Source organism: Janthinobacterium saanense (assembly GCF_014200675.1).
Classification (GTDB): Bacteria; Pseudomonadota; Gammaproteobacteria; order Burkholderiales; family Burkholderiaceae_D; genus Janthinobacterium.
The window spans coordinates 18,552-41,595 of sequence record NZ_JACHCI010000017.1; the positions used below are offsets into that span (position 1 = coordinate 18,552).

23 protein-coding genes are annotated in these 23,044 nt (G+C 60.2%); 13 read left to right on the plus strand and 10 right to left on the minus strand.

Annotated features, from left to right (window positions below; translation table 11 throughout):
- Positions 1 to 116: 116 nt before the first annotated feature.
- The 3 genes from msuE (at position 117) to HDE72_RS20400 (ending at position 2,818) form a co-directional block, all read left to right on the plus strand.
- Positions 117 to 698, plus strand: a complete 582-nt coding sequence (msuE, locus tag HDE72_RS20390; RefSeq protein ID WP_183744695.1) for an FMN reductase — start codon at positions 117 to 119, stop codon at positions 696 to 698.
- 80 nt (positions 699 to 778) lie between these two features.
- Complete coding sequence (locus HDE72_RS20395) at positions 779 to 1,762, plus strand: DUF1852 domain-containing protein (RefSeq protein ID WP_183744698.1); 984 nt, start codon at positions 779 to 781, stop codon at positions 1,760 to 1,762.
- Between the two features lie 27 nt (positions 1,763 to 1,789).
- On the plus strand, positions 1,790 to 2,818 hold the full coding sequence (locus HDE72_RS20400; RefSeq protein ID WP_183744701.1) for a methionine synthase: 1,029 nt from the start codon (positions 1,790 to 1,792) through the stop codon (positions 2,816 to 2,818).
- 93 nt (positions 2,819 to 2,911) lie between these two features.
- Here HDE72_RS20400 and HDE72_RS20405 read toward each other — a convergent pair whose 3' ends face one another.
- Positions 2,912 to 5,116 carry an OsmC domain/YcaO domain-containing protein gene (locus HDE72_RS20405; RefSeq protein ID WP_183744704.1) on the minus strand — a complete coding sequence of 735 codons (2,205 nt, stop codon included), beginning with the start codon at positions 5,114 to 5,116 and terminating at the stop codon, positions 2,912 to 2,914.
- Positions 5,117 to 5,411: 295 nt separating this feature from the next.
- Here HDE72_RS20405 and HDE72_RS20410 point away from each other — a divergent pair, with 295 nt between their 5' ends.
- Both HDE72_RS20410 and HDE72_RS20415 read left to right on the plus strand, forming a co-directional pair.
- A complete protein-coding gene (locus HDE72_RS20410) occupies positions 5,412 to 6,698 on the plus strand; it encodes a type II toxin-antitoxin system HipA family toxin (RefSeq protein WP_183744707.1) in 1,287 nt (428 codons plus the stop codon).
- The gene (locus tag HDE72_RS20415; RefSeq protein WP_183744710.1) at positions 6,698 to 6,997 is read left to right on the plus strand and encodes a helix-turn-helix domain-containing protein; all 300 of its coding nucleotides are present in this window, start codon (positions 6,698 to 6,700) and stop codon (positions 6,995 to 6,997) included. Before HDE72_RS20410 ends, HDE72_RS20415 begins: the two co-directional genes overlap by 1 nt.
- Positions 6,998 to 7,011: 14 nt before the next feature.
- Here HDE72_RS20415 and HDE72_RS20420 read toward each other — a convergent pair whose 3' ends face one another.
- From HDE72_RS20420 to HDE72_RS20430, 3 genes are all read right to left on the minus strand, one after another.
- Complete coding sequence (locus HDE72_RS20420; RefSeq protein ID WP_183744713.1) at positions 7,012 to 7,362, minus strand: immunity protein Imm33 domain-containing protein; 351 nt, start codon at positions 7,360 to 7,362, stop codon at positions 7,012 to 7,014.
- A 29-nt stretch (positions 7,363 to 7,391) separates the two neighbouring features.
- Positions 7,392 to 7,973, minus strand: coding sequence for a phospholipase D family nuclease (locus HDE72_RS20425; RefSeq protein ID WP_260176833.1), 582 nt, complete (start codon positions 7,971 to 7,973; stop codon positions 7,392 to 7,394).
- Positions 7,974 to 8,041: 68 nt separating this feature from the next.
- The gene (locus HDE72_RS20430; RefSeq protein ID WP_183744716.1) at positions 8,042 to 8,959 is read right to left on the minus strand and encodes an alpha/beta fold hydrolase; all 918 of its coding nucleotides are present in this window, start codon (positions 8,957 to 8,959) and stop codon (positions 8,042 to 8,044) included.
- 188 nt (positions 8,960 to 9,147) lie between these two features.
- Here HDE72_RS20430 and HDE72_RS20435 point away from each other — a divergent pair, with 188 nt between their 5' ends.
- Positions 9,148 to 9,792, plus strand: coding sequence for an NAD-dependent epimerase/dehydratase family protein (locus HDE72_RS20435; protein WP_183744719.1), 645 nt, complete (start codon positions 9,148 to 9,150; stop codon positions 9,790 to 9,792).
- A gap of 3 nt (positions 9,793 to 9,795) precedes the next feature.
- On the opposite strand, the gene HDE72_RS20440 is transcribed toward HDE72_RS20435, so the two are convergent.
- On the minus strand, positions 9,796 to 10,245 hold the full coding sequence (locus HDE72_RS20440) for a LysR substrate-binding domain-containing protein (protein ID WP_183744721.1): 450 nt from the start codon (positions 10,243 to 10,245) through the stop codon (positions 9,796 to 9,798).
- Here HDE72_RS20440 and HDE72_RS20445 point away from each other — a divergent pair.
- Together HDE72_RS20445 and HDE72_RS20450 are read left to right on the plus strand one after the other, a co-directional pair.
- On the plus strand, positions 10,232 to 10,501 hold the full coding sequence (locus tag HDE72_RS20445) for an NADPH-dependent FMN reductase family protein (RefSeq protein WP_183744724.1): 270 nt from the start codon (positions 10,232 to 10,234) through the stop codon (positions 10,499 to 10,501). The two genes, HDE72_RS20440 and HDE72_RS20445, sit on opposite strands and share 14 nt — an antisense overlap.
- 232 nt (positions 10,502 to 10,733) lie before the next feature.
- A complete protein-coding gene (locus HDE72_RS20450) occupies positions 10,734 to 13,121 on the plus strand; it encodes a DUF3772 domain-containing protein (protein WP_409254977.1) in 2,388 nt (795 codons plus the stop codon).
- Here HDE72_RS20450 and HDE72_RS20455 read toward each other — a convergent pair.
- On the minus strand, positions 13,118 to 13,615 hold the full coding sequence (locus tag HDE72_RS20455; protein WP_183744730.1) for a DUF2938 domain-containing protein: 498 nt from the start codon (positions 13,613 to 13,615) through the stop codon (positions 13,118 to 13,120). The two genes, HDE72_RS20450 and HDE72_RS20455, sit on opposite strands and share 4 nt — an antisense overlap.
- A gap of 65 nt (positions 13,616 to 13,680) precedes the next feature.
- Between HDE72_RS20455 and HDE72_RS20460 the strand changes: the two genes are divergently transcribed.
- From HDE72_RS20460 to HDE72_RS20470, 3 genes are all read left to right on the plus strand, one after another.
- The gene (locus tag HDE72_RS20460; RefSeq protein ID WP_183744733.1) at positions 13,681 to 14,328 is read left to right on the plus strand and encodes an ArsR/SmtB family transcription factor; all 648 of its coding nucleotides are present in this window, start codon (positions 13,681 to 13,683) and stop codon (positions 14,326 to 14,328) included.
- Positions 14,329 to 14,444: 116 nt separating this feature from the next.
- Positions 14,445 to 16,160, plus strand: a complete 1,716-nt coding sequence (locus HDE72_RS20465; protein ID WP_183744736.1) for an NAD+ synthase — start codon at positions 14,445 to 14,447, stop codon at positions 16,158 to 16,160.
- Positions 16,157 to 17,194, plus strand: a complete 1,038-nt coding sequence (locus HDE72_RS20470) for a bifunctional nicotinamide-nucleotide adenylyltransferase/Nudix hydroxylase (RefSeq protein WP_183744739.1) — start codon at positions 16,157 to 16,159, stop codon at positions 17,192 to 17,194. The genes HDE72_RS20465 and HDE72_RS20470 overlap by 4 nt, the downstream gene beginning before the upstream one ends.
- Positions 17,195 to 17,196: 2 nt before the next feature.
- Here HDE72_RS20470 and HDE72_RS20475 read toward each other — a convergent pair whose 3' ends face one another.
- The 4 genes from HDE72_RS20475 to HDE72_RS20490 form a co-directional block, all read right to left on the minus strand.
- On the minus strand, positions 17,197 to 18,057 hold the full coding sequence (locus HDE72_RS20475) for a hypothetical protein (protein WP_183744742.1): 861 nt from the start codon (positions 18,055 to 18,057) through the stop codon (positions 17,197 to 17,199).
- Between the two features lie 161 nt (positions 18,058 to 18,218).
- A complete protein-coding gene (locus HDE72_RS20480) occupies positions 18,219 to 19,109 on the minus strand; it encodes an alpha/beta fold hydrolase (protein WP_183744745.1) in 891 nt (296 codons plus the stop codon).
- A 120-nt stretch (positions 19,110 to 19,229) separates the two neighbouring features.
- Positions 19,230 to 20,147: a transcriptional regulator GcvA gene (gene gcvA, locus HDE72_RS20485; protein WP_183744748.1), complete on the minus strand. Its 918-nt coding sequence runs from the start codon at positions 20,145 to 20,147 to the stop codon at positions 19,230 to 19,232.
- A 60-nt stretch (positions 20,148 to 20,207) separates the two neighbouring features.
- Positions 20,208 to 21,122, minus strand: a complete 915-nt coding sequence (locus HDE72_RS20490; RefSeq protein ID WP_183744751.1) for a LysR family transcriptional regulator — start codon at positions 21,120 to 21,122, stop codon at positions 20,208 to 20,210.
- 116 nt (positions 21,123 to 21,238) lie between these two features.
- Here HDE72_RS20490 and HDE72_RS20495 point away from each other — a divergent pair, with 116 nt between their 5' ends.
- Positions 21,239 to 22,648: an MFS transporter gene (locus tag HDE72_RS20495; protein ID WP_183744754.1), complete on the plus strand. Its 1,410-nt coding sequence runs from the start codon at positions 21,239 to 21,241 to the stop codon at positions 22,646 to 22,648.
- On the plus strand, positions 22,645 to 23,043 hold the full coding sequence (locus tag HDE72_RS20500; RefSeq protein WP_183744757.1) for a DUF4440 domain-containing protein: 399 nt from the start codon (positions 22,645 to 22,647) through the stop codon (positions 23,041 to 23,043). The genes HDE72_RS20495 and HDE72_RS20500 overlap by 4 nt, the downstream gene beginning before the upstream one ends.
- The last annotated feature ends 1 nt before the right edge of the window (position 23,044 follow it).

A 23,044-nucleotide genomic window follows, 5' to 3' on the forward strand; every position in this document is an offset into this window, starting at 1 on the left:
CTATTCATGGATGTATGAAATAAAACCATTATACTTCATCGATCTCTGCCGCTATCATCGCTTCCTCGTTGTTGGCATTTCTTTGCCCTCGCACAGCTATCGATAGGAAAGAAAAAATGACACGTCCATTGCGTTTAGTAGGGGTTTCCGGCGGGCTGCAACGCCCCTCCAAGGCTGCCGCCCTGACCGAGCACCTGATGGACCTGATCGCCGACGCATTCCCGTGCGAACAACGCCTGGTCGAACTGGGCCAGCTGGCACCGCAGTTTGCCGGCGCGAGCTGGCGCACCCATTTGCCCGAGACGGTGGAGCGTGAACTGTTAGCAGTCGAGCAAGCGGACATCCTGGTGGTGGCAACGCCGGTCTACCGCGGCTCCTACACGGGACTGTTCAAGCACTTCTTCGACTTCATTGACCAGGATGCCCTGATCGACAAGCCCGTTTTGCTGGCGGCCACCGGCGGCAGCGAGCGCCATGCCCTGATGATAGACCACCAGTTGCGGCCGCTGTTCAGCTTCTTCCAGGCACGCACATTGCCGCTGGGCGTCTACGCGACCGACAAGGATTTCTTTGATTACCGTTTGCAGGACGAGGCCCTGATCGAGCGCGCCGCACTGGCGGTGCAACGGGCAATGCCCCTGGTCGAATTGACGCGCCATGCAAGATTTGCCACCGCCGGGGAGGTGGTCGCGGCTTGAAAAGAACAAAAATTGTAAAGCACTGAATACGCAATCACGTTATTCAGATTTTTTCGCAGAAATCAGGACACCAGATCACCATGAGCAAAGATTTTGAATTTAACATCAAGAGTATTTCTTTCGATGAAAACTATCATCCATCAGACAATACGCGTTTGACGACCAACTTTGCCAATCTGGCCAGAGGAGCGAGTCGCCAGGAGAACCTGCGCAATACCCTGAAGATGATAGACAATCGCTTCAATAACCTGGCGCATTGGGATAATCTGAAAGGTGATCGCTATTCTGTCGAACTCGACATCATTTCCGTTGAGATGAATATTGATGGCGCAGACGGCAATAATGCACTGCCCTTGATCGAGATATTGAAACCGAATATCGTCGATAAAAAAACCGAAGAACGCATCGATGGCATTGCCGGGAATAACTTCTCCTCGTACGTGCGCGATTACGACTTCAGCGTGGTGCTGCCAGAGCATAACAATAATAAATCCAGCTTCAGCATCCCGGATAATTTCGGCGATTTCCACGGCAAGCTGTTCAAACACTTTGTAAAATCAGCCACTTACAAAGCGCACTTTAAAAAGCCGCCGGTGATCTGTATCAGTGCCTCGAGCAGCAAGATTTATCAGCGGACTGAAAACAAGCATCCCATCTTGGGTGTCGAGTATCAGCAAAATGAATTTTCGTCGACTGATCAATATTTCGAAAAAATGGGCATGCAAGTCCGTTACTTCATGCCGCCCAACAGTTTTGCACCTTTGGCATTTTATTTTATCGGTGATCTGCTGGGTGACTACACGAATCTTGAGCTGATCGGCACCATCAGCACGATGGAGACATTCCAAAAGATTTACCGGCCCGAGATTTACAATGCCAATTCGGCGGCGGGGCAACTTTATCAGCCTAGCCTGAAGAATCAGGATTATTCATCGACGCAAATTGTCTATGACCGGGAAGAGCGCAGCCAGTTGGCTGTCAAGCAGGGAAAATATACCGAAGAGCATTTCATCAAGCCCTATAAAAATGTTCTTGAACAATGGGCTGCTAATTACGCTCTCTGATTAACCAATATATACGACATCACTATCATGAAAAAATTATTGCCTACTTCAACCGCCGGCAGTTTGCCGAAACCGTCCTGGCTTGCACAACCTGAAAAACTGTGGTCGCCATGGAAATTGCAAGATGAGGAATTAATCGAAGGCAAACAGGATGCCTTGCGTTTGTCATTGCACGAACAACAGCAGGCTGGCATCGATATTGTCAGCGATGGCGAGCAAACCCGTCAGCATTTTGTCACCACGTTTATTGAGCATCTCGATGGCGTTGATTTTGAAAAGCGTGAAACTGTCAGAATTCGTGACCGCTATGACGCGAGTGTGCCGACCGTGGTTGGCGCGGTGAGCCGTCCAAAGTCGGTGTTTGTGGAAGACGCCAAGTTTTTACGCCAGCAAACCAAGCAGCCGATTAAATGGGCGCTGCCAGGTCCGATGACGATGATCGATACGCTGTATGACAGCCACTACAAGAGCCGCGAAAAACTGGCCTGGGAATTCGCCAAGATCCTGAATCAGGAAGCCCGCGAACTGGAAGCAGCCGGCGTCGACATCATCCAATTTGACGAACCCGCATTCAATGTCTTCTTTGATGAAGTGAATGACTGGGGCGTTGCCACCCTGGAGCGGGCGATTGAAGGTCTCAAATGCGAAACCGCCGTACATATTTGCTATGGTTACGGCATCAAAGCCAATACGGACTGGAAAAATACGCTGGGCTCCGAGTGGCGTCAATATGAGGAATCGTTCCCCAAGCTGCAGCAATCCAATATCGATATCATCTCGCTGGAATGCCACAACTCGCATGTGCCAATTGACCTGATTGAACTGATTCGCGGCAAAAAAGTGATGGTAGGCGCGATTGACGTGGCAAGCAATATCATTGAAACACCAGAAGAAGTCGCCAACACCCTGCGCAAAGCGTTGAAGTTTGTCGATGCCGACAAGCTCTACCCTTCCACCAACTGCGGCATGGCGCCACTGGCGCGTGCAGTAGCAAGAGGCAAACTCAATGCGCTCAGTGCCGGCGCAGAAATCATCCGCAGGGAACTCTCGGCCTGATAGGTGCGAGGGGCAGTACTGCTCCCCCGGCATCAAATATGCATTTGCACCGGGGGAACGTCATCATTGCCCATCCAGCGATAGCCTGTCAGCCTAGCTGGCTTTCAGCGCTGCCTTGCCGCGCGCCACATGCAATTTCCTGTAGCTGTCGATCAGGCGTTCGTGGCGTTCCAGGCCTTCCAGTTTCATGCTGGTGGGCGTCAGGCCGAAGAAGCGTACGCTGCCGTCGACGGAGCCCATCACCGCGTCCATGCGTTCATTGCCATACATGCGGCGGAAATTGACGATGTAGTCGTCCAACTCCAGTTCGTCATCGAGCTGCACTTCCAGCACCACGTTCAAGGCTTGATAAAACAGTTTGCGCTCGACCGTGTTGTCGTTGTATTGCAGGAAGGTTTCCACCAGCTCTTTTGCTTCGTCGAATTGCTGCAAGACCAGCTGGATCAGCAGCTTCAATTCCAGGGTCGTCAGTTGGCCCCAGACGGTATTTTCATCAAATTCGATGCCGATCAAAGTGGCGATGTCGCCGTATTCGTCCAGCTCGCTGTTTTCCAGGCGGTCGAGCAAGTCTTCCAGGCTGGCATTGTCCAGGCGGTGCAAGTTCAATATGTCCGAGCGGAACAGCAGCGCCTTGTTGGTGTTGTCCCAGATCAAATCTTCGACTGGATACACTTCCGAATAACCGGGTACCAGAATGCGGCAGGCGGTCGCGCCCAGCTGGTCATACACGGCCGTGTAGACTTCCTTGCCCATCTCTGCGAGGATGCCGAACAGCGTGGCGGCTTCTTCGGCATTGGAGTTGTCGCCGCGACCGGAAAAATCCCACTCGACAAAATCGTAGTCCGCCCTGGCGCTGAAAAAGCGCCACGAAACGATGCCGCTCGAATCGATGAAGTGCTCGACGAAGTTGTTTGGTTCGGTGACGGCTTCGCTGGCAAACGTAGGCTGCGGCAAATCGTTCAAGCCTTCGAAACTGCGGCCTTGCAGCAATTCCGTCAGGCTGCGTTCCAGCGCCACTTCCAGGCTTGGGTGAGCGCCGAACGAGGCGAACACGCCGCCCGTGCGCGGGTTCATCAGGGTGACGCACATCACGGGATAGGTGCCGCCCAGCGACGCATCTTTCACCAGCACGGGGAAGCCCTGCTCTTCCAGCCCGGCAATGCCGGCCAGGATGCCAGGGTATTTCGCCAGCACTTCTTGCGGTACATCCGGCAAGGCGATTTCGCCTTCGAGGATTTCGCGTTTCACGGCCCGTTCGAAAATTTCCGACAGACATTGCACCTGTGCTTCAACCAGGGTGTTGCCAGCGCTCATGCCATTGCTGACGTAGAGGTTTTCGATCAGGTTCGACGGGAAATATACGGTCGCGCCATCGGACTGGCGCACATACGGCAGCGAGCAGATGCCGCGCTCTGTATTGCCGGAGTTGGTGTCGATCAGGTGTGAACCACGCAGCTCGCCATCGGGGTTGTAGATGTCCAGGCAGTAGTCATCGAGTATCTCTTTCGGCAGCGTATCCTTGCGGCCAGGCTTGAACCAGCGCTCGTTCGGGTAATGCACGAACTCGGCGTTGGCGATATCCTCGCCCCAGTACGCGCCGGCATAGAAATGGTTGTTGCTGAGGCGTTCGATGTATTCGCCCAAGGCCGAGGCCAGTGCGCTTTCCTTGGTCGATCCCTTGCCGTTGGTAAAGCACATCGGCGAGTGCGCATCGCGGATATGCAGCGACCACACGTTGGGAATGATGTTGCGCCACGAAGCGATTTCAATCTTGATGCCCAGGCCGGCCAGCAGGCCCGACATATTGGCGATGGTTTGTTCCAGCGGCAGGTCCTTGCCGGCAATATAGGTGCTCGCGCCAGGCGCAGGATTCAAGGTCAGCAAGGCTTGCGCATCGGCGTCCAGGTTGTCAACTTCTTCGATCACGAACTCGGGACCGGCCTGCACCACTTTTTTCACCGTGCAACGGTCGATCGAGCGCAAGATGCCTTGGCGGTCCTTGGCCGAGATATCGGCTGGCAATTCGACCTGGATCTTGAAAATCTGCTGGTAGCGGTTTTCCGGATCAACGATATTGTTTTGCGACAAGCGGATATTTTCGGTCGGAATATTGCGTGTTTCACAATACAACTTCACAAAATAAGCCGCGCACAAGGCCGATGAAGCCAAAAAGTAATCGAACGGACCGGGCGCCGAGCCATCGCCCTTGTAGCGGATGGGCTGGTCGGCGATGACCGTGAAATCATCGAACTTGGCTTCAAGACGTAGCTTATCGAGGAAGTTGACCTTAATTTCCATGAGAATATTCCAAACAATGCGCAAAATGATGTAGCCGCCATTATCCGTTCTTTTGGCGGACAGCGGTTCGAATGATCAGGGAACATGCGCAGTATTGAATGAATCAGGGCGCAGCACCGTCGATCTTCCTGATGGATGCACTCCTTTTATTTACACAGTAAAGCAACAGAAGTATGGCGATAGGCCGCCCTATTCATGCTATATCACTGTGTTTATATCAAAGAGCATCAAATACACGCTAAACTATCATTTATATGCATCAGACTCCCCATTAATGCGATATTAAACTGTGTATATGACTAAAGAATGCACACTGCAAGTCTTCATTGACGGCGCGTGGCGCGATGCCGCCGCCCTCACTCTCATGGGCGAGCAACTGCACGGAGTGAAAGCGCAAACTTTCCTGAGCTATGAAGGCAATTATGTACTGGAGCACTTTTACCGGGAAGACGCGGCCGCTCTGTCGGCGATGTACAAAGTCGATCTTTCCCTCATCAACACGCCAAGCTGGCCGCCATTCCTGATCGATTTGCTGCCGCAGGGTTACGGGCGCAAGGAATTGCTGCATCAATTGCAGCGGGATGAGAACGCCGGCCCTGGAGCGGACTGGGATCTGCTGTGTGCCGGTGCGGGAAATCCGATAGGTAATATTCGCGTCAAGGAAGCGCATGCGTGGGTGAGTGAGCGTACTCTTGGGCAAGGGTATGGATTTACCATGGAGGAGGTCGTGGAGCGTGCAGGAGATTTCAATGAATACCTGGCGCAGCAAGGCCTCTTTCTTGCCGGCTCTTCCGGGGTGCAGGGGGAGTGGCCGAAGATACTGCTGACGCGTGCGCACGACGGACTGTTTTATCTTGATCATGCCCTTCCCGACGAGCAAGCTCACAAGCACTACATTGTCAAGTTTGGCCGTGGCGCGAATCAGGCGCTTGCCAATATTCTGATATGTGAGGCCCCGTACATGCAGCTGGCGCGCAAGCTGGGTTTAAGTGTTCACGATGATTTGTTGTTACGCGATCGGGCATTGTTTATTCCGCGCTTTGACCGCGAGGTAGTCGACGGCCGGGTAAGGCGTCATGGACAGGAAAGTGTCGCTTCGGTTTGCGGGTTGAGCCAGTTTGGCGAGGTTCCTAGCCATAATAAATTCCTGTCCGATTTCATGTTTATTGCTTCTGATATGGCCAGGGAAACGATCGAATACGTCAAGCGCGATATAGCCAATATCGTACTGGGTAATACCGATAACCATGCCCGCAATACAGCCATCCAGCGCCGCGACGATGGCCATATCGGCTTGACGCCCCTATTCGATTTTGCGCCCATGTTTTTGCATCCCGATGGCATTGCGCGGCGCATGCGTTGGGAGTTCGATGATGGAGGCGCGCCGCAATGGGCGAGCGTGATTGAACAAGCTGCGCAGACCGCTGCCATGGATGCGGAAGACCTCTGCGCGGCAGTTACGGACATGATCGAGCCGCTAGGTACGTTAATGGATGATGCCTATGCCTTGGGTATCGGTGAAATGATTGAGGTAAAACGCCTGACGATAGAAAATAATCTGAAGCAGTTAAGGAAGCTCTGATGGACAAACGGTATGCCACTTTGACTGCGTCAGAGCAAAATCAGCTGCGCCGAGAGTTGATGGAACGGCTGGCGGCGACACCGGAGTTGCCGATCCCCCAGGTGATACGCGATATCCGCAAGACCTTGCGTTTCACGATTCCTGAGTACGCGAAGATTTGCAATGTTTCTGCACGCACCTTGCAAGATATCGAGCGCGGTGTGTCCAGTCCCACGCTCGATACGGTGGACAAGCTGTTGCGGCCGATGGGCATGCGGGCCGGCGCCGTATTGGCGGTGCCGCAGAGAGAAAAAAATTGAGTGCGGCATATTGATCAGCCTTCACGCGGGCCCTTGGAAAACTGCGCGTCAAACCAGACATCCTCATAGTCGGGCGCCAGGATCACGCACCATCCTGGCGGCAAGGCCAGGTAGGGCAGGATTGCCGGGCAAACTTCTTCCAGGTGCGCCGCGTGCAGCGGCTGGTAAAAACCGGGATCGGCCGCGTAATCGCCGCCATAGATATACCAGCCGCAGCTGCCGTTTTCCGGCGGTATCCGGGTCGCATACAGCGGCAGTTTATCCAGCGTGTCGAGGGCGATGCCTACCTTTTGTTCCATCTCGGGAGGCAGGTAGCCGGCGTCAAAGCGCTGGCAGATAGCGCGTTGTTTGTCAGGCATAATCATGGGGATAGTCAGTCTCCTTCCTGGCAGCTTTAGCGGGAGGGATAGGCAACACCCTTCCCCCAGCGATCTTCCCAGTGCCGAAGAAACGATGCCGCCAGTTGCGGCTGATGCCATAGCACGATTACATTTTCGCTATTCGAGATAGCCGCATCCTTGCTGTAATTGAAGCTGCCATTTTGCACGGTGTCTCCATCGGCGACGATGTATTTATCGTGGTGCATGGCGTACACCGAAATGGTTCTGACGGGAATGCCGGCTTGCACCAGCGCGTTCAGCGCGGTCACGCTGTTGCCCCGCTCATTGCGCCTTGCATCGGCCAGCACCTTGATGTCCACGCCGCGATTTTTTGCTGCGAGCAAGGCTGCCACGATGGTGGGTGAATTAAACGAATAGGCGGCCAAGCGGATGCTGGAAACGGAGGTGTTGATCACCTTCAGTACCAGCGCTTCGGCCCCATTGTCAGGGGAAAACGCATGCTCTATGGACGCCGCTGCAACGGGTGCCTCAACCGCGCTGATGGGGGGGGCAAGCGCGGGCGAGGCTGGCATGGCGGTAGCCGCCGCGATGCACATCGTGAAGCAGGTCAGGAGTGTTCTCATGGACGTAGTCATGGCCTGTGCCGGTTAGAAGAGGTGGAGATTATAACGGGCCAGTTCCCCATTTTGCGTAGCTATGCTGCTCAAGGCAGCGTTCCGTGTGCCTGTAGCGCCTGCTCCACAAAGTCAGCCAGGTCACGGTTGAAGCGTTGCGCTTCTTCCAGGAAAGGGGCGTGGCCCGAATCTTCGTAAAGCATGCTCTGGATGCGGGGATTGAGTTGCCGCGCGCGCGCGAGGCTGGGCTGTACCTGGAGCAGTGCATCCTGGCTGCCGTACAGCATCAGCACAGGCACGCGCGCCTTGGGCAAGCCATCGGTGACGGCGGCTGTCATCGACGGGATGGTGCGCGTCATGGTCCACGAGGCCATGGCCGCATTCGAGAGCAAACGCTCAAAGGTGGCGCTATCGGGCTGGGTGTGGAAGCACAGGGCGAGGAAGGTGCGCAGCGCGTCGAGGTGGGTCTTCAGATCGTCGGAAGCCAGGCCGGCATACACCGGCGGGTGGGGAGTGATCAGGGCAGGATTGAGTTCAATCACGCCATCGACGTAGATGGCGCCGCTGATGGCGGTGTCGCCATAGGCTGCCAGGTAGCTGGAGATGACGATCCCGCCCAGCGACCAGCCCACCAGCACGGGGCGTTGGGCATGGCTTGCCTTGAGTACTGTGGCGAGGTCGTCGGCGTAGCGGCGGCCGTCGCGGTACGCTGCCGCATCGTCCGGCTTGCCGGACAGGCCATGGCCGCGCATATCGTAGCTGATCATGCGGTAGCGCTGCAGCTCGGCGCTGCCGGTCTGCTTTTCCCAGTTGAGGCGGCTACCGAGCAAGCCGTGGATGAAGACGATGGCGGGCCCGCTGGGGTCGCCTGACTCCTGCACGGCGATGGTGACGCCGTCCGGCGAGGTGACGGTGTAGTGCTTGTCGGCCGCCGTGGCGATCGCAGACAGGCTTGCCATGACCACCGTCAGCAAGGTGTTGCGTAATACCTGAACATATCGATGCATGAGTCACTCCATGGTTGGTGAAACCGTAGTCTGGCTGATCGTAGTCCATCATGCAGGAAGTAATGTTGGTCAACATCTTGCTGGAATCGTTCCCTGGAATGCCCTCCATGCCCGATGCCATGGTGCGCGTGGGAACGTGATCAGCGATCTGGTCCAATGATTGCTACACTGCGCAAAAGGAGTGACCTATGAAAATCATCTTGACCGGCGCCACCGGATTTGCCGGCGGCGAAGTGCTGCGCCAGGCGCTGCTGGACCCTGAGATCGAGCAAGTGACCGTGCTGACGCGGCGCACGCTGGGCCTGTCCCATGCGAAATTGAAAGAGCTGATCGTCAGCGATTTTCTCGATTATTCCAGCGTGGATTTGAGCGGCCACGACGCCTGCATCTGGTGCCTCGGTGTTTCGCAAACGCAGGTACGCGAAGCGGAATATATCCGTATCACGTTTGACTACACGCTGGCCGCCGCGCGCGCCATGTATGCGGCCAACCCGCCACTGCGTTTCTGTTTTCTCAGCGGGCGCAGCGCTGATCCGGACGAACAGCAAAAAGCGTTGTTTGCCCGCATCAAGGGGCGTGCCGAGCGCCAGCTGGCCGAACTGGGCCGCCCGGCCTTCTTCTTCCGCCCCGCGTACATCCGCCCTACCGCGCTGAGCGGGCCGCGCAAGGACCTGGCGCGCTTTTTCACGCCGATCGGCACCTTGCTTTCCCTGCTCAGCAAAGACTTCAGCGTGGACTGCGACCAACTGGCGCGCTGCCTGCTGGGCGTTGCCAAACACGGCAGCAATGTCAGCGTGCTGGAAAACCGCGCAATCCGGGCCTGGCAGGCGTAAGCGTCAGGCAGGCTGCGACGGTGAATCTGGCCGGCTATTCTTCTCCCGTAAAAAGTCCAGAAACGCGCGAAAGCCGAACGAAGGGTTGCGGATGCGGGGGTAATACAGGAAGAAGCCCGATTTTTGCGGCAGCCAATCTTCCAGCACCAGTGTCAAACGGCCGTCGGCTACCTGTTCGCGGATTTGTTGGTGGTACAGATAACCCAGGCCGCCGCAGTGCAGCACCAGATCATGCAGCACGTCCATGTCGTCAACGGAAGCGCGCGCATTGACGCCGATTTCCAGTGTTTGCCCGTCCTTTTCGAATTCCCACGCATACGGCTTGTCCTGGGTGGGAAAACGGTAGGCGACACAGTCATGGCCCAGCAGATTGCGCGGATGTTTCGGCGGGGCATGGCGGCGGAAGTATTCCGGCGTGCCAGCCACGGCAAAGCGGACCTTGCCGTGCGGCACTGATGCGCAAGGTACCCACGGCTTGATCGCGAATGGCGCGGGCCGCACGCTGCCGTTCTCGAAATTGCGCTGGATCACCCTGGTCGGCGGCGGGCAGCAGGAATTCGAAGGCTGGGGCAATCCTGACAATATGCGCCATTTTCTCAATGGCTCGATTGCCGGTTACGGCGGCGTCAAGGATGCCGAGATCGAATTTATCTACAACACCATCGGGCCGGAAGAGGGGTTGATGCATCGGCACACTACGCCGCGCTGATCGCCCAGGCCCCGGCGGCGATGGTGCGTATGCTTGAGCCCGCTATTGAACCTGCTTAAGATAGTGAGCAGGGGCTTGGAAAGATTGCCGCACGAAAATCTCTATCGTGTGAAGCAGGAGTGCGCTAGTCTGTCGCTTATTGATCTGGCGATAGAACTGCATGATTCCTTTCCGTAACTCCCCTTCCCATTACCTTGGTGCGCGCCTGCCCTGGCGCGGCGTGCTGCTGCCCATGCTCTGGTCGTTGCTGCTGTTGCTGACACTGGCCGCTGCACCTGCCTGGTCCCAGCCGACCGATGATGCCGCGTCGGCCGACCAGAGTCTCGATGTCTTGCGCAAGCAGATCACGACCATTCAGACAACCCTCGATGGCGATGCCGACGTGCCCGATGCTGCCCTGTCGCAAATGAAGGCCGATGCGCTGGCGGCCGGCGCCGAGGCGGACAAGCTGGCTGCCTCGCTGGCGCCTGACCTGGCTAGCGTGAAGGCGCGGCTGGCCGAGCTGGGCACGCCAGCGGCAGGCACCAAGGAAGCGCCCGACGTGGCGGCTCAGCGCAGCCAGCTGGACAAGGCCAGCAGCGCGCTCGATGCGCAAGTGAAACTGGCGCGGCTGCTGTCGGTCGAGGCCACGCAGGCCTCGGAGCAAGTGTCGACGGTGCGCCGCGCACAGTTGCAGGCGCGCCTGGGCGAGCGCACGGCGTCGATACTTGCCGGTTCCTTCTGGAAGCAGTTGCACGGGGAGTTGCCGCAGAATTGGCAGCGCCTGCAAACCCTGGGCAAGGAATTGAGCGATGCGGCGCGCCAGACGCCGCTGCCCACCTGGGGCGGCATCCTGGCCGGCATGGTGCTGGGAATCATTGCCAGCCTGTGGGCTTCGCGCTATTTGCTGGTAGTCACGGCGACGCGTGTGCCGCATGGCCGCTTGCGCCGTTCGCTGCATGCGCTGGCCGTGATTTTACTGGCGCTGGCCACGCCGGGACTGATCGCCGAATTGCTGGCGCTGGGCCTGCGCTGGGATGACCATCTGTCCGACAAGACCGATGCCTTCATCAGCAGCCTGGTCGGCATCATCTGTTTTGCCGGTTTCACGGCCGGACTGGGCCACGCGTTGCTGTCGGCCAAGCGCGCTTCGTGGCGGCTGCTGCCGCTGTCCGATGCGCTGGCGCTGCGCATGCGCCGGTATCCGGGCGTGTTTGCCTTCGTGGTGGTGATCGTCTGGGCCACGGAACGCATCACCATCGTTATCAATGCCGGGCTGTCGACGGCGGTGGCCGTCAATTGCATCGTGGCGCTGCTGCTGGGCTTGACCGTGGCGTTCGGCTTGCTGCGCGCCGAGCGCTGCTGGCGCCGGGTGCAAGCGGCCGATCCGGCTTCACCCGCCACGCCCCTGTGGCTGCGTGGCGTGGTGCTGGTCTTGTGGCTGACCCTGGCAGCCAGCCTGATCAGCCTGCTGGTCGGTTATGTGGCGTTCGGCAGCTTTGTTGCCAAGCAAATCGCCTGGGTCATCGTGGTGGTCTGCAGCACCTATCTGCTGACGGTGCTGATCGATGATATCTGCATGCTGCTGGCATCGACCCCGCCGCCGCCCGACGTCGAAAATCCCGTGCTGGCCACGCCCAAGGCGCGCGACCAGGCAGCAGTGTTGCTGTCGGGCATAGGCCGCGCCATCGTCGTGCTGCTGGCGCTGATGCTGTTGCTGGCGCCATTCGGCGAAGGGCCGGGAGAATTGTTCCACCGTGTTGGCAAGCTGCAGGATGGCCTGTCCATCGGCGCAGTGGCGATACGCCCGGCCGCCGTGATCCAGGCGCTGCTGGTGCTGGTGGTGGCGTATGTCGGCATCGGCCTGTTCAAGCGCTGGCTGCAAAACAGTTATCTGCCGACCACCAGCCTGGATGCTGGCATGCAAGTGTCCTTTTTGACCCTGTTCGGTTATGCCGGCGGCGTGACGGCCGTGGCGCTGGCCCTGTCGGCAGCCGGTATCGGCCTGGAACGCATCGCGTGGGTGGCGTCGGCCTTGTCGGTGGGTATCGGCTTTGGCTTGCAGGCGGTGGTGCAAAACTTTGTGTCGGGCTTGATCCTGCTGGCCGAGCGGCCCGTGAAAGTGGGCGACTGGGTCTCGCTGGGCGGCGTGGAAGGCGATATTCGCCGCATCAATGTGCGCGCCACGGAAATCCAGATGGGCGACCGTTCCACGGTGATCGTGCCGAACTCGGAATTCATTACCAAGACGGTGCGCAACGTCACGCACGCCAGCCCGCTGGGCCTGGTGCAGATCAAGCTGCCCTTGCCGCTGTCTACCGATGCGGAAGCGGCGCGCGCGCTGATCCTGGCGACCTTTGTCGATAACCCCGATATACTCGATACGCCGGCGCCCAGCGTGCAGCTCGATGGCATCGACAATAGCTATTTGATGTTCAACGCCACCGGCTACGCGTCATCGCCGCGCTTGACCTACGGCATCCGCAGCAGCTTGCTGTTCGAACTGCTCAAGCGCTTGCGCGCGGCAGAGATGCCGATTTCCAAGCCCAGCACCATGGTGCTCAGTACGCTCCCTGCTACCTCAGCCATTGCGCCGGAACCAGCCCCGGCCGCCCCGCCTGTGCCGCCGTTGACTAGCTAGCGCACGGTCGCCCACAGCAGCGCCGTCAGGTACAGGCCGATACCGAACGCCGCGTGGGACATCACACTGCGCAGGCGGGCGGCGCCCGGATGGGGCGTCTTGCTGGCGGCGATGCCGGCGCCCATGCCGGGCTGCAAGATCAAAAACGGTGCAGCCACGCTGAGCAGGCCTATCAGCAGCGCCGGCACCAGGGTGGGTTGCGCCGCCCATTGTGGCCCCACCAGCGCCAGCAAGACCGCCGCAAACAGCACGCCGATGGCGTAATGGGCAGTCCAGCCCAGCACGGCTTCATCGCGCACGGGCGCAGCTTGGGCAATCGATGCATGCGTCAAAATGCCACGCGGCAAATGGCCAAGCCAGCGGCCCACCATCGCATAGTTCAGCGAAGGCAGGCACCAGTAACGCTTCAGGGCAGCGGCCCACAGATCCATCACGGCCGTTGCGCCTATGCCGATTGCCAGCGCATCGGCTGTCAGTTGCCATCCAATATGCATCGTATCATCCATTCATAACATTCAAGAGATTGCTTGAATGTTATAGGGGTGCTAGCATTGTGTCAATGAAGAATGCCGATACCGAATTACTGACTACGCCCGCCGACTTTGCCCGTATCCTGGGCAGCCCACCGCGCCTGCTCTTGCTCGACCATCTGGCGCACAACGAGTATGCGGTGGAACAACTGGTGGAGTTGACCAGCCTGTCCGTGGCGAATGCCTCCCAGCATTTGCAGCAGTTGCGCAAGGCAGGTTTCGTGTTGGCACGGCGCGACGGCAAGCGCGTGCTGTACCGGCTGGGCAGCGGCCCCATCGTTCCCTTGCTCGATGCCTTGCGCTTGTATGCCCAGCACCAGCGCAGCGAGTTGCAGGCGCTGAGCCGGGGCGACCATGTGGAAGCGATCGCCCGCGATGAGCTGTTGCAGCGCATCCGCGAGAGCAGCATCACCGTGCTCGACGTGCGGCCCGCGCATGAATTTGCGGCCGGCCATGTGCCTGGCGCCATCAATATCCCCGCCGACGAACTGCAGCGCCGCCTGGCCGAATTGCCGCCAGACCAGGACATCGCCGCCTATTGCCGTGGCCCTTATTGCGTCTTGTCCGTGCAGGCGGTGGCCGCCTTGCGCCAGCATGGCTTGCCCGCGCGTCGGCTCGACAGCGGTTTTGATGGCTGGTTAGCATCGGGTTTGCCGGTGGCGTCTGTCGTTTCCTGAAACTGTTTCACGTGGAACGTGCCACGTAACATTGTGCGCGGTCAATGTGGTGAAATACCGGTATGCAATTTTTCAGGCACAGTACAGGCTTGTGCACATCTGACTGAAGGAACGCCATGCTCAATATCGCCATCGCCCAACTCAACGTCACCGTCGGCGATTTTGACGGCAACGCCGCCGCCATCATCGAGCGCATGGGCCGCGCCAGCGAGGGCGGTGCGCAGATGGTGGTGTTTTCCGAATTGTCGCTGTGCGCGTATTACCCGGGCGACCTGTTCGAAGACGCCGCCTTCTTGTACGGGCTGGAGCAGGCGCTGGACACCGTGCTGCAGGCGTCAACACGCTGGCCGGCGCTGGTAACGGTGTTGGGCACAGCGCGGCGCAATCAAGGTCCCGGCAAGCCGCTGCACAACGCGCTGCTGGCGATCCAGGATGGGCGCATCGTGGCCGAGTACTACAAGCAGTTGCTGCCCACCTACGGCATTTTTGACGAGGGCAGGCATTTCGAACCGGGGCCAGCGACTGCCTGCACGCTCGACGTGGCCGGCGCCAAGGTCGGTTTCATGATTTGCGAAGATGGCTGGAATGACAGCGGCCGCGACTACACCGTCAACCCCTTCGAAGCCTTGCACGCGGCGCGTCCTGACCTGATCGTCAGCATCAACGCCAGTCCCTCCGACATCGGCAAGCGGGCCTTGCGCCACGCTGTGTTCGGCGCCGCCTGCGCGCATCAGAACTTGCCGCTGCTGTTCGTCAACCAGGTGGGGGGCCAGGACCAGCTGGTGTTCGACGGCGCCTCGTTCGCCATTTCACCGCAACAGGGACTGCAGTTCGAGGCGGCCCGCTTTGTCGAAGACTTTCAGCTGCTGCGTTTTGATGCCGGCCGTTTTACGCACATCGATGGCCAGCCGTTTCCCGTGCCCGACCCGGCCGGTATTCCCGCTGTGGAATTTGCCCGCCGCCAGATCGTGCTGGGCCTGCGCGACTATGCGCGCCGCTGCGGTTTTAAAAAAGTTGTCGTCGGCTGCTCGGGCGGTATCGATTCGGCGCTGACCCTGGCGCTGGCCGTCGAAGCGCTGGGCACCGACAACGTGGTGGGCATCACCATGCCGTCCGTGTTTTCCAGCGCCGGCTCCGTCACCGATTCCGTGGCCCTGTGCGCCAACCTGGGCATCGCCCTCTACACCCACCCTATCCGCGATATCGTGGCCCAGTACGAATCAGGATATGCGGCCGCCTTCGACGGCAAGCTGCAGGGGCTGCCGCTGGAAAACCTGCAGGCGCGGGTGCGCGGCACCATTTTGATGGAATACTCGAATGCGTTTGGCGCCCTGCTGCTGACCACCGGCAACAAGAGTGAAATTTCGGTCGGCTATTGCACCCTGTATGGCGACACGAATGGCGGCCTGGGCCTGATCGGCGACTTGTACAAGACGGAAGTGTTTACCCTCTCGCGCCATCTCAATGCCAGCGCCGGGCGCGAACTGATCCCGGTTGCGGTGCTGGACAAGCCGCCATCGGCCGAACTGGCGCCGGGCCAGCGCGACACCGACAGCTTGCCGCCCTACCCCGTGCTCGATGAAATCCTCAAATGGCATATCGAAGGCGCGCGCCTGCCAGCGGCCGAAAGCGGGCAAGCGCTGTGCGTTGTCGACCAGTTGCGCGAGACGGACGATGGCCGGCGGCTGGTGACGCGCATACTCGGCTTGGTGGCCCGCAATGAATACAAGCGGCGCCAGGCGGCGCCCATCATCCGCGTGCGCTCGCGCGCTTTCGGCAGCGGCCGGCAAATGCCGATCGCCGCCCACTACCCTAGCGGAGAGCAAGCATGAAAGACGCTTTTGACGCAGCCATCCTGATCGGCCGTTTTCAACCGTTTCACAATGGCCATGCGGGCTTGCTGCAGGCAGCGCTGGCAACTGCGTCCACGGTGGTGGTGGTGCTGGGCTCGGCCTTCCATGCGCGCAGCCCGAAGAACCCTTTTACGTGGCAGGAACGCGCCGCCATGATCGCCGCCACCTTGCCCGAAGCGCAGCGCGAGCGTGTGCGCTATGTGGCCGTGCGCGATTACTACGATGATGGCTTGTGGGCCGATGCCGTACGGCGCGCCGTGGCGGGCAGCGTGCCAAAAGCGCAGCGTGTCACCTTGGTGGCTTGCTTCAAGGATGCCACCAGCTATTATCTGCACCACTTTCCCCACTGGCAGTTGCTGAACCAGGAAGTTGATGCGGGTCTCCCCATCGGCGCGACGGCGATCCGCAATGTGTTGTTCGAGGCGGAAAATATCGATGTGTCTCTAGGGGCCGTGGCGCAACTGCTGCCAGCGGCCATCAGCCAGTATTTGCGCGCCTGGACTTTATTGCCCTGGTACGCGCCGCTGGTGCTGGAACACCGCGCCATCGAAGCCTATAAAACGCGCTGGAAGAGCGCGCCCTATGCGCCCATCTTTTGCACCGTCGATGCGCTGGTGCAGACGGCTGGCCACGTTCTGCTGGTACGGCGCGGCGGCTATCCGGGCAAGGATTTATGGGCCTTGCCTGGCGGCTTTCTGGAACCGCGCGAACGGCTGTTGCAGGGCGCCCTGCGCGAACTGGCCGAAGAAACGCAGCTGGGCGTGCTGGCACCGACCCTGATCGAGGCATTGGTGGGCGTGGCCGTGTTCGACCACCCCGACCGCAGCCAGCGCGGGCGCACCATCACCCACGCGCATTACTTTGATTTGCAGACCACGCAGCTGCCGGCCGTCACGGCGGCCGACGATGCGGCGCTGGCGCAATGGGTGGCGGTGGCTGCCCTGCCTGACATGGAAGAGCAGTTCTTCGAGGACCATTTTCATATCCTCAACCACTTCCTGCAACTGACCTAGGCTCAGGAAGTCACCCTTTCCCAGCCATGGCGCACGGCAGCCTTGAAGTTTTCCCAGGTGGACTGGGGATAAGTATGCTCCCACGTGGAACGTAACTCAGGCTCCACTTCGTCCCACGGCCGGCCCCGGTAGCTGTCGCTGCCGGCCATCGAATGGCCGTAGCGGTAAGCGGGATCGTAGTCTTCGAAGCGCGCCCCGGTCGCACCGTAACTGACGTCCCAGTGGTTGCGGTAATACTGTTCATCGTCGTCATTGCTGCCAGGCAGGTTGTCGGCGCGCGGATAACTGCGCACATTGCTGCTACGGGGGATGCCCGATGCGCTGCTGTCGTCGCGGGCGAATTGCTGTGAGGCGCCGCTCAGATTGCCTTCCTGTGGGGTGGCGCCCAGCGGCGGCTGAGACAGGCTGCCCGATAGCGATGATGACGATGACTGCAGGCTGGCTCCGCTGGCCATGCCACCGCCGAGGCTGCCGCTGAGATTGCCCCCCGTCCGCCACTGTTCGCCATGCTCATCGATATTGATGGGGCCGAAGTCTTCCACGATATCGCTGGCGCGGTCGATGTCGGCGTCGCTGGCGCTGGTCAGGGTCAGCACCACGTTGCCGCGCGCCACCGCTTCTGCATACACGTGGCGGTCTTCATGGCTGCCGAACATGTCAGTGAAAAAATGCTTGATGCTGGCGACAAAACCGTCGTCATCGCGGCTGGTATCGATCGCGCTGGCCGATGCCGCGCCGCTATAGTCGCTGCTGCTATCGTTGAGGCGGATATTGTCGCTGGCGTAGCCTGAACTGATGAGTTTCTGGCGCGCTTTTTCAGCTGCTTCCCGGTTGTCGAATACTGCCGCTAGTGTATGTGCCATGATGGTCTCCGATCGTTGATGGATTGAGTTGCAAGCATCATTCGCTGAGGCCGCAGACTGCCCGGCACACACGCTGGCGTGGCGGGCAAGGTCTGCGGTTCATGGCCTTAGTCTAGGACGAGAAACGCCTGTCTGTCGTTCGTTTGCCCTGGGAAATCGTTTCACTTCTCTAGCAATTTTTCATCTGACAAGGCTTTATCCAGCAGGACCAGCATGGCCGTGGCTATCTCCTGCGCATGCGTTTCCAGCGCGAAGTGGCCCGTGTCGAGCAGGCGCACTTCGGCTTGCGGATTGTCGCGCTGGAAGGCATGTGCGCCAGGTGGAATGAAGAAGGGATCGTGGCGGCCCCAGATGACCAGGGTCGGCGGCTGCCAGTCGCGGAAAAACTGCTGGAAGCGCGGATACAGTGCCAGGTTGGCCGCATAGTCGAGAAACAGGTCGAGCTGGATCTCGGCGTTGCCCGGGCGCCCCATCAGGGCCGCATCGAGGTGGTAGGCTTCCGGCGCCACCAGGCTGGCGTCGGGCGCGCCATGCGTGTATTGCCAGCGGGTCGCTTCCAGTTCCAGGAAGGGGCGGATGGCGTCGCGGTTGGCGACACTGGGGTCGGCCCAGTAGCGGCGGATCGGTTCCCAGGCCTCGCCCAGCCCCTCCAGGTAGGCATTGCCGTTTTGCGACACGAACGCCGTCACGCGCTGCGGCGCGCCAGCCGCCAGGCGCAAACCCACGGGCGCGCCGTAATCGAAGACGTACAGGGCGTAGCTGCTCAGCGACAGCGCTTGCACGAATGCTTCCATGGTGGCGGCCAGCGCATCGAAACGGTAGACATACCCGCGTTCTGGCGGCACCGTGGTAAAGCCGAAGCCGGGCAAGTCCGGTGCGATCACGCGGTAGCGCGTGGCCAGTTGCGGGATCAGGTTGCGGTACATATGCGAGGACGAAGGAAAGCCGTGCAGCAGCAGCACGACGGGCGCGTCGAGCGGCCCGGCGGCGCGGTAAAAGACATCGACGCCATCGGCGCGGACGGTGTGGAAAGTAACTTGGGTAGTGGACATGGTGGGTTCCTGGAGTGATGGCGGCGCGGTTGCGCTGCCCCTGACCGCACTATCGCCGCCGGGGATGGTCGCGGCAAATCAGATGATGTACGCCGCCGCCATAGAAAAACTATGTCGGCATCAAGCGGGCGCCACTTCGGCCAGCAGCCAGTCGCGGAAGGCGGCGATGGCGGGCCGCTGGAAGGTCTCGGCGCGGCCCACGATGTAGTAGGCGAATTCGCAGGGCAGCGCGGGGCCGAAGGGGCGCACCAGGCGGCCGTCGGCCAGGTCTTTTTCCACCAGCATGCTGCGTCCCAGCGCCACGCCGCTGCCGGCGATGGCCGCCTGCATGACGGCGGCCGAATCGTTGATCTGCAAGCCGCGCTCGGCGTCGATGCTGCGGCTGTCCACGCCCGCGTAGGGCAGCCAGCTGCGCCAGCTGGGGTAGATGGGATTGCCGCGCATCGAGACATCGTGGATCAGCGCATGGTGGCGCAGGTCGGCGCCGCTGCGCAGTGGATGTTCGCCGCTCAGCAGCACCGGGCTGCAGATGGGGAAGAAGTCGTCACTGACCAGGCGCGTGGCCACCAGGCCGTCCCAGCGCCCGCTGCCATAGCGGATGCCGACATCGGCCTGGCCACTGTTGAAATCGACCAGGCGGCCATTCGTGTCGACCCGCAGATCGTACTGTGGATAACTGGCTTGAAAGCGTTCCAGCCTGGCCAGCAGCCATTTGTCGGCAAACGAGGGCGGCACCGTCAGCGCGATGGCGTCACGCCCTGCATCGTGTTTGACGCGCGCGACGGCCGCCGACAGCAGGTCGAAGCCTGCCTGCAAATCGGGCAGCATCAGGCTGGCCTGCGGCGTCAATTCCAGGCGCGCGGCGCCGCTTTGCGAGCGCAGGAACAATGGCGTGTCCAGCGCCTGTTCCAGGCTGCGCACCAGTTGGCCGACGGCGGCCGGCGTGACGTGCAATTCTTCGGCCGCGCGCACATAACTGCGGTGGCGGGCCGCCGCTTCAAAGGCGCGCAAGGCATTCAGGTGATTCGGTGCGCGCATGGTCGATGAATGGCTGGCATGGTGGTGGTCAGGCGATGATGGCAGTTCGCCGGAGCAGCGTCAACCGCCCTCGCCTGCCGGTCCACCGACGAAGGCCCGCAAAAAATCGATAAAGGCGCGTACCTTTTCCGGCGTGTGCTGGGTGTTCGGATACACGGCGTACACGCCCTGCTGCGGAAACACCACTTCGGGCAGCAGATGGCGCAGGCGGCCGGCCCGCACCTCGCCCGCCACTTGCCAGTCGGGCAGCAACGCCACGCCGCAGCCACCGAGGGCAAAGCCCAGCAGCGCCGAGGCGGAATCCGATTGCATCAGCGTGTCCTCCTGCGCCGCGAAGGTGGCGGGGCCGGCGGGCGTCTGCACGTCCCAGCGCAAGGGTGACGGCAACCGGCTGTGGGCCAGCCAGCGCGCCTGCTGCAAATCGTCGAGGCTGGCGATGGCCTGGCCGGGGCGGCTGGCCACATAGGCCGGCGAAGCGACGGGCCAGATCGCGTAGTGTTCTACCAGCGAGGCGCGGTAGCTTGAATCGTTCAAGGAGCCCATGCGGATGGCCACGTCGTAGCGCCCGGAGATCAGGTCTTCATGCGAGGAGGACGAAGCATGCTGGATCTGCAGTTGCGGGTGGGCAGCGGCAAACGCGATCAGCGCCGGCACCACCGTGCGGCTGCCATATTCAACCGTCGTCGTCAGGCGCAGCGTGCCGCGCAAGCCCTGATGGCCTTGCCTCGCTGTCTCGATGGCGCCGTGCGCCTCGCCCAGCACACGCTGGCAATCTTCATAAAAACGCCGTCCCACATCGGTCAGGGCCAGGCTGCGCGTGCTGCGGGTCAGCAGCGACACGCCCAGTTCCGCTTCCAGCTGCTTTAAATTGAAACTGACCACCGCCTTGCTCTGGCCCAGCACGGCGGCGGCGGCCGTCAGCGAGCCGGCATCAACGATGGCGATGAAAATTCCGAGGCGGTCGAGACTGATCATGGCGGGAATAAAGGCGGCTAGCCTTTGTCAAAATATTTTTGACAGTGTAATCGGGGCTGGATACTTACGCAAATACTGCGTGGCGCTTAAGCTGGCCCTTTGCCATCGGGAGCACCATGGAGTATCGCAAAAAAGTCGCTGCCATCTATTTGCTGGGGTTTTTCGTCGACCTGGTCAATATGTTCATCACCAGTGTCGCCTATCCCGGCATCGGCCATGCATTCGGTGCATCAGTGGCGCAGCTGGCCTGGATCAGCACCGCCTACATCCTCGGCCTGACCATCGTGATACCCGCCAGCGCATGGCTTGCTGCTTATTATGGCAGCAAAACAGTGTTTATATTCTCGTTGATAACATTTTTATTTGCCAGCGCCGGCGCCGGCCTGTCGCAGTCCATCGAAGCGCTGATCGCCTGGCGCTTGCTGCAAGGCCTGGGTGGCGGCCTGCTGATCCCGCTGGGACAAAGCATGACTTATCAACTGTACGCACCCGCCGAGCGCCCTGGCCTGTCGTCCGTCATCATGCTGGTGGGCTTGCTGGCGCCGGCCCTGTCGCCGGCCCTGGGCGGCCTGATCGTCGACAGCCTGTCGTGGCGTGCCATCTTTTACCTGAACCTGCCGTTTGCGGCGCTGGCGCTGCTGCTGGCCGCCTGCTGGCTGCACCCCGATCCGCCGCGCAGCAAGGCTGCTTCGCTCGATGTGGCTGGGCTGCTGGCAGGCAGCACGGCGATAACCCTGCTGTTGCTGGGCTTGACCATGCTGGGCTCACCGGGCGAGTGGCTGGCTGGCGCTACCGTGCTGGCGCTGGGCGCAGTGTGCGCCGTCGTCTACGTGCAGGGTGCCTTGAAAAAATCGACGCCGCTGCTCAATCTGCGGCTGGTGGCCGAGCCGCTGCTGCGCATATCCATGCTGATGTATCTGCTGGTGCCGGGTGTATTCATGGGTGTGAGCCTGCTGGCCATGCTGTATCTGCAGGGCGTGCTGGGCATGACGGCGTCGATGGCGGGCGGCCTGATGCTGCCGTGGGCGATTGCCTCTTTTGCCGCCATTTCGCTGACCGGTAAAAGCTATCGCCGGGTGGGCCCCAAGCCGCTGTTTATCGCTGGTGCGCTGCTGCAATCGGCCGGCATGCTGATGCTGTTGCGCGTTCATTCTGCCAGCCAGATGGCGTGGTTGTCTGGCGCGTATGCGGTGATGGGTTTTGGCGGCGCCCTGTGCAGCAGCACGGCGCAAAGCACGGCCTTTTTGCGCATCGCCGACGGGCAACTGAGCCAGGCCAGCGCCGTGTGGAATATCAACCGCCAGATCGGCTTTTGCCTCGGTGTCGCGGTGCTCGGATTGCTGCTCAATTTCCTGCTGGCGCTGCACGGTATCGGCAGCCTGGAAGACCCCCGCGCAAGCGCTGTTTTTCACTGGTGTTTTGCGCTGGCCGCCGCCTCCTGTCTGCTGCCGCTGGTGCTGTGTTTGCGCATCGATAATCGCGCAGTATTGAACCTCTTGTTTCACTTTAATGAAAGTAAAAAATGAACCATAAAAATCCGTATTTTGATGACGTGATGAGTACCCATGTCCTGATCCGTCAATGGCTGGGCGGCGAGGTCGCGGCGCCTGCATTGTGCGCCGATTTACTGGCCCGTTTTTCGCCCGATTATTCGATGGTGACAAGCACTGGCAAGCAGCTCGATCACGCCAGCCTGACGGCGTTTTTCAGCAGCGCGGGCGGCAGCCGTCCGGGCCTGGCAATGGAAATTAGCGAGCTGCGTCTGATACAGCAAAGTGATGCTGGCGCGACCGTGTCCTACCGTGAAATCCAGACGCTGCCAGGTGCTGAAATCACCGAGCGATTTTCGACTGTCGTCTATGAAAAAACCGCAGATGGCACCCTGCTGTGGCGCCATCTGCACGAGACCTGGGCGGCGTGAA

Coding starts and splice junctions, on each gene's coding strand:
- HDE72_RS20460 (WP_183744733.1), top strand. CDS start 13,681: ATGAAGAATGCCGATACCGAATTACTGACTACGCCCGCCGACTTTGCC.
- HDE72_RS20470 (WP_183744739.1), top strand. CDS start 16,157: ATGAAAGACGCTTTTGACGCAGCCATCCTGATCGGCCGTTTTCAACCG.
- HDE72_RS20410 (WP_183744707.1), top strand. CDS start 5,412: ATGACTAAAGAATGCACACTGCAAGTCTTCATTGACGGCGCGTGGCGC.
- HDE72_RS20475 (WP_183744742.1), bottom strand. CDS start 18,057: ATGGCACATACACTAGCGGCAGTATTCGACAACCGGGAAGCAGCTGAA.
- HDE72_RS20420 (WP_183744713.1), bottom strand. CDS start 7,362: ATGATTATGCCTGACAAACAACGCGCTATCTGCCAGCGCTTTGACGCC.
- HDE72_RS20415 (WP_183744710.1), top strand. CDS start 6,698: ATGGACAAACGGTATGCCACTTTGACTGCGTCAGAGCAAAATCAGCTG.
- HDE72_RS20400 (WP_183744701.1), top strand. CDS start 1,790: ATGAAAAAATTATTGCCTACTTCAACCGCCGGCAGTTTGCCGAAACCG.
- HDE72_RS20430 (WP_183744716.1), bottom strand. CDS start 8,959: ATGCATCGATATGTTCAGGTATTACGCAACACCTTGCTGACGGTGGTC.
- HDE72_RS20395 (WP_183744698.1), top strand. CDS start 779: ATGAGCAAAGATTTTGAATTTAACATCAAGAGTATTTCTTTCGATGAA.
- HDE72_RS20450 (WP_409254977.1), top strand. CDS start 10,734: ATGCTCTGGTCGTTGCTGCTGTTGCTGACACTGGCCGCTGCACCTGCC.
- HDE72_RS20500 (WP_183744757.1), top strand. CDS start 22,645: ATGAACCATAAAAATCCGTATTTTGATGACGTGATGAGTACCCATGTC.
- HDE72_RS20495 (WP_183744754.1), top strand. CDS start 21,239: ATGGAGTATCGCAAAAAAGTCGCTGCCATCTATTTGCTGGGGTTTTTC.
- gcvA (WP_183744748.1), bottom strand. CDS start 20,147: ATGCGCGCACCGAATCACCTGAATGCCTTGCGCGCCTTTGAAGCGGCG.
- HDE72_RS20465 (WP_183744736.1), top strand. CDS start 14,445: ATGCTCAATATCGCCATCGCCCAACTCAACGTCACCGTCGGCGATTTT.
- HDE72_RS20490 (WP_183744751.1), bottom strand. CDS start 21,122: ATGATCAGTCTCGACCGCCTCGGAATTTTCATCGCCATCGTTGATGCC.
- HDE72_RS20435 (WP_183744719.1), top strand. CDS start 9,148: ATGAAAATCATCTTGACCGGCGCCACCGGATTTGCCGGCGGCGAAGTG.
- HDE72_RS20425 (WP_260176833.1), bottom strand. CDS start 7,973: ATGACTACGTCCATGAGAACACTCCTGACCTGCTTCACGATGTGCATC.
- HDE72_RS20455 (WP_183744730.1), bottom strand. CDS start 13,615: ATGCATATTGGATGGCAACTGACAGCCGATGCGCTGGCAATCGGCATA.
- msuE (WP_183744695.1), top strand. CDS start 117: ATGACACGTCCATTGCGTTTAGTAGGGGTTTCCGGCGGGCTGCAACGC.
- HDE72_RS20480 (WP_183744745.1), bottom strand. CDS start 19,109: ATGTCCACTACCCAAGTTACTTTCCACACCGTCCGCGCCGATGGCGTC.
- HDE72_RS20405 (WP_183744704.1), bottom strand. CDS start 5,116: ATGGAAATTAAGGTCAACTTCCTCGATAAGCTACGTCTTGAAGCCAAG.